Origin of the sequence: Kocuria sediminis (assembly GCF_009735315.1) — a bacterium.
GTDB classification, from domain to species: domain Bacteria; phylum Actinomycetota; class Actinomycetes; order Actinomycetales; family Micrococcaceae; genus Kocuria; species Kocuria turfanensis.
In genome coordinates, this window is record NZ_WOGU01000001.1 from 364,195 (window position 1) to 373,306 (window position 9,112).

The window sequence follows — 9,112 nt, forward strand, 5'->3', positions numbered from 1 at the left end:
CCAGGAGAGACACCATGAACATCCTCGACCAGCTCGACGCCAAGTCCCTGCGCAGCGACGTCCCCGACTTCCGTCCGGGCGACACCCTCAACGTGCACGTGAACATCGTCGAGGGCAACCGCTCGCGCGTGCAGGTCTTCAAGGGCTTCGTGCTCGGCCGCCAGGGCGCCGGCGTGCACGAGACCTTCACCGTCCGCAAGGTCTCCTTCGGCGTGGGCGTGGAGCGCACCTTCCCGGTGCACTCCCCGGTCATCGACAAGATCGAGGTCCTCACCCGCGGTGACGTCCGTCGCGCGAAGCTCTACTACATGCGCGACCGCCACGGCAAGGCCGCCCGCATCCGCGAGAAGCGGGACAACACCGTCACCACCAAGTCGAACAAGGCCGGCAAGTCCGGCAAGTCCGGCAAGTAGGACAGCGCGCGCTCCCGTGCCCACCGGAACCCGGGCGCGGGACCCGCACAGCACCGGGTCCCACGCCGTACGGCGCGAACGCCAGCCCCGCACTCGGGGCTGGCGTTCCGTCGTCCTCGCCCTGCTCGTCGCGGCGCTCGTCGCCGGAGTGCTCCGCGCCTTCGTCGTGGACGTGTACTGGATCGGCTCGGACTCGATGCAGCCCACCGTGGAACCGGGGGACCGGGTGCTGGTGGGCAAGCTCGGCCAGGATTCCGGGCCCGAGCGCGGCGACCTGGTCGTGTTCGACGGCCGCGGCAGCTTCGCGCCGCTGCGCAGCGACGACCCCTGGCCGGTCCAGGCCCTGCAGACCCTCGGCCGGTGGACCGGGCTGGCCGGCTCCGACAGCGTCTACCTCAAGCGCGTGCTGGGCACGCCCGGGGACACGGTGGCCTGCTGCGGACCCTCCGGTCGTCTGGAGGTCAACGGCGAGGAGATCTCCGAGGACTACGTCCAGGAGGGGGACCGCCCGAGCGAGATCGAGTTCACCGCCGTGGTCCCCGAGGGCCGGCTCTGGCTGATGGGCGACCACCGCTCGGTGTCGGTCGACTCGCGCAGTCTGCTCGGCGCGCCCGGTGGCGGGCTGGTCCGAGCGGATAAGGTCATCGGAGAACCTGTTGCTGTCCTCTGGCCCCTGGACCGGGCCGGGCAGCTCTGACGCGATCCGCACGGATCCGGAACCGGGAGCCCGCGGGCGCCCGCCCAGGAAGGACGAGAGCATTGGCCGACAGGACCCCGACCGCCGGTGACGGCGCGCCCCGAGAGAGCCGGGGTGCCACCGGCGACGCCGCCCTTCCCGCCGCGGAGACCCCCGGCACGCCTCCGGCGACCTCCCCCGGGCCGCCGGAGGACCCCGCCGCGGCCGCGCAGGACCCCGGCGCGTCCGCGCAGGACCCCGGCGCGTCCGCCGAGAGCACCGACCTCGACCAGGAATCCGCGTCGCGGCGCGGCCGCCCGCGCGGGAGCCGGTCGCGCAAGCAGCGCCCGGACACGTTCTGGGGCTCGGTCCGGGAGATCGTGCTCGTGCTGGTCTGGGCCGTGCTCATCGCCTTCGTGGTCAAGACCCTCCTGGTGCGGGGCTTCTACATCCCGTCCGGATCCATGGAGAACACCCTCCAGCTCAACGACCGGATCTTCGTCAACGTCGTCGAACCCACCTTCGGCCCGCTCGAGCGGGGGGACATCGTGGTCTTCGAGGACGCGAAGGGGTGGCTGCCCGCCCAGCCGGACAGCGGCGGCGGGCCGGCGGACGCCGTCTACGACGCCCTCGCCTTCGTCGGCGTGCTGCCCGACCGCACCGACCAGCACCTCATCAAGCGGGTCATCGGCGTCGGCGGCGACCGGGTGGCGTGCTGCGACGGCTCGGGGCAGGTCACCGTCAACGGGCAGGCCCTCGAGGAGGAGGGCTACCTGTTTCCCGGGTCCGCGCCCTCGGACATCCCCTTCGACATCGTCGTCCCGCAGGACCACTACTTCGTGATGGGCGACCACCGCGACGCCTCCGCCGACTCGCGGGTCCACTTCTCCGAGGTGGTGGAGGACAGCGCCTTCATCAGCCACGACGACGTGGTGGGCACCGCGTTCGTCATCGCCTGGCCGCTCGACCGCTTCCAGTGGCTGCAGAACCCGGACGACGTCTTCGCCGACATCCCGGCCGGGTCCGCCGGTGGCTCCTGAACCCCGCACGCCACGGCCACCGGCCGCGCCCCCGGGGCGGGCCCCCGGGCTCGCCGTCGAGCGATCCCTCCTGGAGGCCGGCGCGCACCGGGTGGGCGGCATGGACGAGGTCGGCCGCGGCGCCCTGGCCGGCCCGGTCACGGCCGGGGTGGTGGTGCTGCGCCCCGGCACGGCGCGCGGGATCCCCGGACTGCGGGACAGCAAGCTGCTGAGCCCCGCCCGCCGTGAGGCCCTCGTCCCACGGATCTACTCCTGGTGCGCCGCCAGCGGTGTGGGCCACGCCTCCCCGCAGGAGATCGACGCCCTGGGGCTGACGGCCGCGCTGCGCCTGGCCGGGCAGCGGGCCCTGGCCGCGGCGGCCCGCGGCGGCGCGGTGCCGGACGTCGTGCTCCTGGACGGCCGGCACGACTGGCTGACCGCGGCCGCGGCGCCGTCCCTCTTCGACGCCCCCGCCGCGGCGGACGAGCCCGTCTGGAGCGGGACGGTCGTGACCCGGGTCAAGGCGGACCTGACGTGCGCGAGCGTGGCCGCGGCCAGCGTGCTCGCGAAGGTGGAGCGGGACCGGATCATGCGGGAGCTCTCCGGGGCCTGGCCGCAGTACGGTTGGGAGAACAACAAGGGCTACGGTGCCGCGGGGCACCGTGCGGCCCTCGAGAAGGGCGGCCCCACGCCCCACCACCGGCTGAGCTGGCGGCTGACCCGGCCGGCGGCCGCCGCCGGGCCGAGCACGAGCGGAGACGAGACGAGATGAGCGCCGAAGAACTCGAGAACTTCGAGACGGACCTGGAGCTGCAGCTCTACCGCGAGTACCGGGACGTGGCCGGGCTGTTCCAGTTCGTGGTGGAGACCGACCGCCGCTTCTACCTGGCCAACTCGGTGCGGATCGACCCGGTGGAGACGCGCAACGGGCTCTACTTCGACGTCGAGCTCAAGGACGCCTGGGTGTGGGACGTCTACCGCTCGGCGCGGTTCGTCAAGCACGTGCGCGTGATGAGCTTCAAGGACGTCAACGTGGAGGAGCTCGCCCACACGGACCCCTTCTCCGTGCCCGGCGCCGCCGGACCCGCGGCCGGAGACCCCACGGCGTCCTGACCCGCCCTGCACACCGCCCCGGGCCCGGCTCCCGCCTCGGCCGGCGGCGGGCATGCTGGACCCCGGTCCGCGGCGTCCCGGACCGGGGAGGGGGTCGGGTGTCCGGGGGACTGGGAGCGCACGGGGAGCAGCTCGCGACCGCGCACCTGACGGCGCTCGGGTACCGCGTCCTGGACCGCAACTGGCGTGCGGTGCCCGCCCGGGACGGCCTCCGCGGCGAGGTGGACGTCGTCGCCGAGCAGGGGGAGTGGGTCGTCGCCGTGGAGGTGAAGACCCGCTCGAGCGTCCGTTACGGGCATCCTTTCGAGTCCATTACGCGGGCCAAGACGGTGCGCCTGCACCGCCTCGCGGCGGCCTGGGCCAGGGTCCACGACCGCGACCCCGGGATGATCAGGGTCGATGCTGTTGCAATCACTTTCGCACAGGACGGAGCGCCCGAGATCGAGGTGCTGCAGCAGATCCAATAAGACGTGACGCGCCCGGGCCCGGCGTGACAGTCCTCCCGCGACGTGCCACTGTGGAACCGTCGACAACCGGGAGAACGTCGGAGGTGCGCTGTGGTCGCTGCGGGACCGCTCACCCGCGCGCGTCGTGCCGCGACCCTTGCCGCGGCCGTCGCCCTGGCCGCCACGGGCTGCCGCGCGGCGACGGAGCCCGAGCCCGAGGTGGTCGCCCAGCCGGGGACCGTGACCACCGCCCCGAGCGGGCTGACCCCGGGCCCCTACGCCCTCACCACGGCGGAGGGTGCCGTGATCTCCTTCGACCTGCCGACCGTGCCGGCCCCGGACGACGAGGTGGAGCGTCTGCGCAAGGATCTGCGCGTCGAACCCGTCACCTACGTCGAGCTGCACATCGACAACACCGAGGGCACGCGGGCCGTGGAGATCGACGACCTGAAGGTGATCAGCCACGAGGGCGGCCAGTTCCCCTTCCAGCCGGCCGCCGAGGTGCTCGCCGAGTGGGATCCCAACCGGTCCCTCGAAGGCGGCTACTGGCGTGCCGACGGCACGCCGCTGGACGCGGCGGAGGGCACGGAGCTGGACGCCCGCACCCACGAGCTCATCGGGCAGTACACCGGTTCGGTCCCGGCCGGCGCCGAGGGCCGCGAGCTGATGATCGGGGACTTCGAGCGCCTGCCCGTCAGCTTCGACGACGTCGAGCTCTCCCCGTACCCGAACGAGCGGGCCCTGTTACCGGAACCGGTCGGCCACGGGCCGGTCCTGCGCCAGTACCGTGCGGGGGCCCCGGAGCCCGCCCCGCGGGAGCGCGCCGACGACCAGCCGGTGCCCGATGCCCCGGCCCAGCCCGCGGCGCGGCCGGCGCACCCCCCTGCCGCGCCGCCTGCCGAGCCCACGGCCGCGCCGGAGCCCGTTCCCGGACCTGCCCCTGTGTACGTGCCCGACTGCACCGACGCGGCCGATCCGTCCGGGCCGGTGCAGCAGGCCGCCTGGAACGCCGCCTGCGCCCCCGTGGCGGAACCGCTGCCCCTGCCGACGGGCGCACCGGCTCCCACACCGTCGCCGGAGCCCACGTCGCCGCCCCCTCCGGCCCCTGAGCCCGAGCCCTCTCCCACCGACGACCTGGCCCCCGCCGCCGGGGCGCCGGGGGTGACGCCCAGCCCGACCCCGTCGGCGTCCTCGAGCCCCACCGCGCGCCGGCTCTGGCCTCCGCCCCTGTCTCCGGTCACCCAGGCCTCCCCGGACCCGGCCGGCCCCACGTCCTCCGCCACCCCCACCCCCACCCCCACACCCACGCCGGCGTCGGAGCCCACGGCCACGCCCTCGTCCTCGCTCCCCAACGGGGGCTATCCGGCCTGACCCGCCGGGCGCCTCCACAGCGGGACCCCCGGTCCTCCGCGGCCCGAGCCTCGCGGTGGAGCATGGCAGGCATGCACCCGAGCCGACCGCACCTCGCTGCCGACCCCCGCCCCGCCCCCTGCCGGTGCGGCGCCACCGCCCCGCACCACCGGCGACCGCACGCCGTTCACGGCCCCGGTTGCGCCGGCACCGGGCCCGCCTGGTCCGAGCGCGATGGGTCCGAGCGCGGCGCCGCCGCCCCGCACCCGGTGCGGACGGGGGCCCGGTGATGGGCTTCGCCCGCACCTGGGCGGTGGCCCTCGTCGGGCTGGACGGGGCGATGGTCGAGGTCGAGGCCGACATCGGCCAGACCCTGCCCGCCTTCTCGATCGTCGGTCTGCCGGACGCGGCCCTCAACGAGGCGCGCGAGCGGCTGCGGGCCGCGGCGCGCAACAGCGGCATGCCGCTGAGCCCGCGCAAGCTCACGGTCAACCTGACCCCGGCGACCCTGCCCAAGCGCGGCTCGCTCTTCGACCTCGCCATCGTCCTGAGCGCCCTGCAGGCCGCCGGGACCGTGCCCGCGACCGGCCGCACCGTCTTCCTGGCCGAGCTCGGCCTCGACGGGGCGCTGCGCCCGGTGCGCGGGATCCTCCCGGCGGTCATGGCGGCGGTGCGGGCCGGGCACGAGCGGATCGTCGTCTGCGAGGCCAACGCCGCCGAGGCCGCCCTGGTGCCCGGCGCGCGGGTGGCGGGCTACGGCTGCCTCGCCGAGGTGCTCGCCGCCGCCGGCGCCGATCCGCAGGGGCTGCGCCGCCCCGCCCCGTCCGCAGCCGGGCCGGACGGGCCCGGACCCGGCAGCGCGGCGCCGGACGGGACGGCCGGGGGACCGGCAGTGCGCACGGGCCCAGACCTCGCCGACGTCGCCGGCCAGGAGGACGGCCGGCTGGCCCTGGAGATCGCCGCCGCGGGCGGGCACCACCTGCTCATGGTCGGCCCGCCCGGCTCCGGCAAGACGATGCTGGCCGAGCGGCTGCCCGGACTGCTGCCCGACCTCGAGGACGACGCCGCCATGGAGGTCACCGCGATCCACTCCCTCGGCGGCCCGGCGCAGCGGCGGACCGCGCTGATCCGGCGCCCGCCCTTCGAGGCGCCGCACCACACCGTGTCCTCGGCGGCCCTGTTCGGGGGCGGGACGGGGATCCCGCGGCCCGGGGCCGCCTCGCGCGCCCACCGCGGGGTGCTGTTCCTCGACGAGGCGCCCGAGTTCGACCGGGGCGTGATCGACGCCCTGCGCCAGCCGCTGGAGAGCGGCCGGGTGACGATCGACCGGGCGGTGGCCTCGGCCGTGTACCCGGCGCGGTTCCAGCTGGTGCTCGCCGCGAACCCGTGCCCGTGCGGGCAGTCCGGAGGCCGCGGGACGGACTGCACCTGCACCCCCCGGGTGCGCCGGTCCTACTTCGGCAGGCTCAGCGGCCCGCTGCTGGACCGCGTGGACCTGCAGATCTCCGTGCCCAAGGTCTCCTACGGCGAGCTCGCCTCCGGGGCGGGCGGCGCGGAGCCGACGTCCGCCGTCGCCGCCCGGGTCGCGGCCGCCCGCGGCGCGCAGGCCGAACGCCTCCGCCGGCTGGGCCTGCGCACCAACGCGGAGCTCGGCACGGGCCTCCTGCACGGGCCCCTGCGGCCGCCGCCCGCCGTCACCGCCCCGCTGGAGCGGGCGATGGACCGGGGCACGCTGACGGCCCGGGGGCACCAGCGGGTGCTGCGCGTGGCCTGGACCCTCGCGGACCTCGACGGCCGCGGCGTGCCGGCGGTGGAGGACGTCGACACCGCCCTGTACTTCCGCTCGCTCTTGCCGGCCTGACCGCGGCACCGACCCGACCGCCCGGAAGAGGACCGACCATGCACCCCGCCCCGTCCGCTCCCCGCCCCGCCGGTGACGGCGTGCGGCTGGCCCGCGCCGGGCTCTGCCGCCTCGTGGAGCCCACGGACCCCACCGCCATGCTCCTGCTGGCCGCGCTCGGACCGGTCGCGGCCCTCGAGATCGCCGCCGGCCGTCGGGCGATCCGCGCGGCCGAGCACACCGTCCTCGTCCGGGCCGGTGCGGAGGCCGGATACGGTCCCCGGCAAATCGACCTGCGCCGCGCCCTGGAGCGCTGGGCCGGCCGCGCCGCCGGGCTGGACCCCGCCGCGGATCTCGCCGCGGCCGCCCGGGCCGGAGCGTGGTTCGCGGTGCCGGAGGACCCGGACTGGCCGGAGGCGCTGGCCGACCTGGGGCTGTTCCAGCCGATCGGGCTGTGGGGGCGGGGCCGGCGGGGGCTCCTCCGGTTCCCCGCCGGCCGCGCGGTGGCCGTGGTCGGCTCCCGCGACTGCTCCGGCTACGGCCGCGGGATCACCCTGGACCTCGCCGGTGCCCTGGCCTCGCGGGGCTGGACCGTGGTCTCCGGGGGCGCCTACGGGATCGACCAGGCGGCCCACACCGCCGCCCTGGCCGCCGGCACGGGCGCCCCGCCCACGGTCTCGGTCATGGCCTGCGGCATCGACCGGCTCTATCCGGGCGGCAACGAGAAGCTGCTCCGCGGTGTGGAGGCCGCCGGGCTGCTGCTGAGCGAGGCGTCGCCGGGGTGCACGCCCAGCCGCTACCGCTTCCTGCAGCGCAACCGGATCATCGCCGCCCTCTCGGCGGGGACCGTGGTCGTCGAGGCCCGGTGGCGCTCGGGCGCGCAGAACACGGCCCACCACGCGGACGGCCTCAGCCGCCCCGTGGGCGCCGTCCCCGGCAGCGTCCTCGCGGGGACCTCCGCCGGGTGCCACCGCCTGGTCCGGGAGGGCAGCGCCGTGCTGGTCACCGACGTCGACGAGGTGCTGGAGCTGCTGCAGCCGCTGGGCACCGCCGCGGCGGCCACCGACCCCGCCGACGCCGCGGGAGGCCCGGCCGCGGTGGTCGACGGGCTCTCGCAGCCCGATCGCGTGCTGCTGGACGCCCTGCCGCTGTCGGCGCGCAGCCGCCCGGACCGCCTCGTGCGGGTCGCCGGCCTGTCCGTGCGCGAGGTGCTCGGCGGACTGCGCCGGCTCGAGGAGCGCGGGCTGGCCGAGGAATCGGAGGAGGGCTGGCGCCGCCGTCGCTAGACTCACCCCATGAGCACCGCCCCCGCCCCGCTGCCGACGGCCGTGACCCGCGCCCTGGAGCGGTACGCGGAGCACCTGAGGCACGAGAAGGCGCGCAGTCCCCGCACCGTCGCCGCCTACACCTCGGACCTGCGGGCCCTGTTCGCCTGGCTGCACGAGCGCTACGCCGTCGCCACGCCCGCGGCCGTGGACCTGGACATGCTCCGGGCGTGGCTGGCCACCAGGCACGCGGGCGGCGCGGGACGCTCCTCGATGGCCCGCTGGACGGCCTCGGTCCGGGGCTTCTTCGGCTGGGCCGCCGCCACCGGTCTCGTCGGCGCCGACCCCAGCCTGCGGCTCGTGGCACCCCGGCGGCAGCGCCATCTTCCGGAGGTCGTGCCCGCCGACGGGATGCGGGAGCTGCTCGACGACCTCGCCGGGCGCGCCGCCGACCCGGCGGCCTCCGGGGTCGAGGCCGCGCTGCGGGCGCGGGACCGGGCACTCCTGGAGCTGCTCTACGCCACGGGGGCCCGGGTGAGCGAGCTCGCGGGCGCCGACGTCGACGACCTCGACCGCAGCCGGCGGGTGCTCACCGTGATCGGCAAGGGCGACAAGCAGCGCACCGTGCCCTTCGGCCGCCCCGCCGACGAGGCGCTGCAGATCTGGCTGGCCCGGAGGCCGCTGCTGGCCACGGCCGGGAGCGGGCCGGCGCTCTTCCTCGGGTCCCGGGGCGGGCGGGTCGACGTCCGCGAGGTCCGCCGGGTCGTGGAGCGCGAGCTCGGCACGGTCCCGGACACCGCGGCGCGTGGGCCCCACGCGCTGCGCCACTCCGCGGCCACCCACCTCGTGGACGGCGGCGCGGACCTGCGCACCGTGCAGGAGCTGCTCGGCCACGCCTCCGTGGCCACCACGCAGATCTACACGCACGTCTCCGTGGACCGGCTCGGAGCGGTGTACCGCCAGGCCCATCCGCGAGCCTGAGCCCCCGCC

At 76.4% G+C, this 9,112-nt stretch carries 10 protein-coding genes; all 10 read left to right on the forward strand.

Translation table 11 applies throughout. From position 1 onward, the window contains the following. Nucleotides 1–14: 14 nt before the first annotated feature. The 10 genes from rplS (at nucleotide 15) to GMA12_RS01740 (ending at nucleotide 9,103) form a co-directional block, all read left to right on the forward strand. Nucleotides 15–413 carry a 50S ribosomal protein L19 gene (gene rplS, locus GMA12_RS01695; RefSeq protein WP_156266504.1) on the forward strand — a complete coding sequence of 133 codons (399 nt, stop codon included), beginning with the start codon at nucleotides 15–17 and terminating at the stop codon, nucleotides 411–413. A gap of 16 nt (nucleotides 414–429) precedes the next feature. Then, complete coding sequence (gene lepB, locus GMA12_RS01700) at nucleotides 430–1,110, forward strand: signal peptidase I (RefSeq protein ID WP_162459340.1); 681 nt, start codon at nucleotides 430–432, stop codon at nucleotides 1,108–1,110. Nucleotides 1,111–1,172: 62 nt separating this feature from the next. After that, nucleotides 1,173–2,129: a signal peptidase I gene (gene lepB / locus GMA12_RS01705; RefSeq protein ID WP_240898514.1), complete on the forward strand. Its 957-nt coding sequence runs from the start codon at nucleotides 1,173–1,175 to the stop codon at nucleotides 2,127–2,129. Next, entirely contained in the window at nucleotides 2,119–2,880 is a 762-nt protein-coding gene (rnhB, locus tag GMA12_RS01710) for a ribonuclease HII (protein ID WP_162459341.1), read from the forward strand. The genes lepB (GMA12_RS01705) and rnhB overlap by 11 nt, the downstream gene beginning before the upstream one ends. Then, entirely contained in the window at nucleotides 2,877–3,221 is a 345-nt protein-coding gene (locus tag GMA12_RS01715) for a DUF2469 domain-containing protein (RefSeq protein WP_156266506.1), read from the forward strand. The genes rnhB and GMA12_RS01715 overlap by 4 nt, the downstream gene beginning before the upstream one ends. A gap of 98 nt (nucleotides 3,222–3,319) precedes the next feature. After that, nucleotides 3,320–3,688, forward strand: a complete 369-nt coding sequence (locus tag GMA12_RS01720) for a YraN family protein (RefSeq protein ID WP_162459342.1) — start codon at nucleotides 3,320–3,322, stop codon at nucleotides 3,686–3,688. A 90-nt stretch (nucleotides 3,689–3,778) separates the two neighbouring features. After that, nucleotides 3,779–5,038: a hypothetical protein gene (locus GMA12_RS01725; RefSeq protein ID WP_156266508.1), complete on the forward strand. Its 1,260-nt coding sequence runs from the start codon at nucleotides 3,779–3,781 to the stop codon at nucleotides 5,036–5,038. Nucleotides 5,039–5,306: 268 nt separating this feature from the next. Continuing rightward, nucleotides 5,307–6,878 (forward strand): YifB family Mg chelatase-like AAA ATPase, encoded by a 1,572-nt coding sequence (locus GMA12_RS01730; protein WP_156266789.1) that lies wholly within the window; start codon nucleotides 5,307–5,309, stop codon nucleotides 6,876–6,878. Between the two features lie 38 nt (nucleotides 6,879–6,916). Beyond that, nucleotides 6,917–8,143, forward strand: coding sequence for a DNA-processing protein DprA (locus GMA12_RS01735; protein ID WP_156266510.1), 1,227 nt, complete (start codon nucleotides 6,917–6,919; stop codon nucleotides 8,141–8,143). Nucleotides 8,144–8,152: 9 nt separating this feature from the next. Continuing rightward, nucleotides 8,153–9,103: a tyrosine-type recombinase/integrase gene (locus GMA12_RS01740; protein WP_156266512.1), complete on the forward strand. Its 951-nt coding sequence runs from the start codon at nucleotides 8,153–8,155 to the stop codon at nucleotides 9,101–9,103. Nucleotides 9,104–9,112 lie beyond the last annotated feature (9 nt).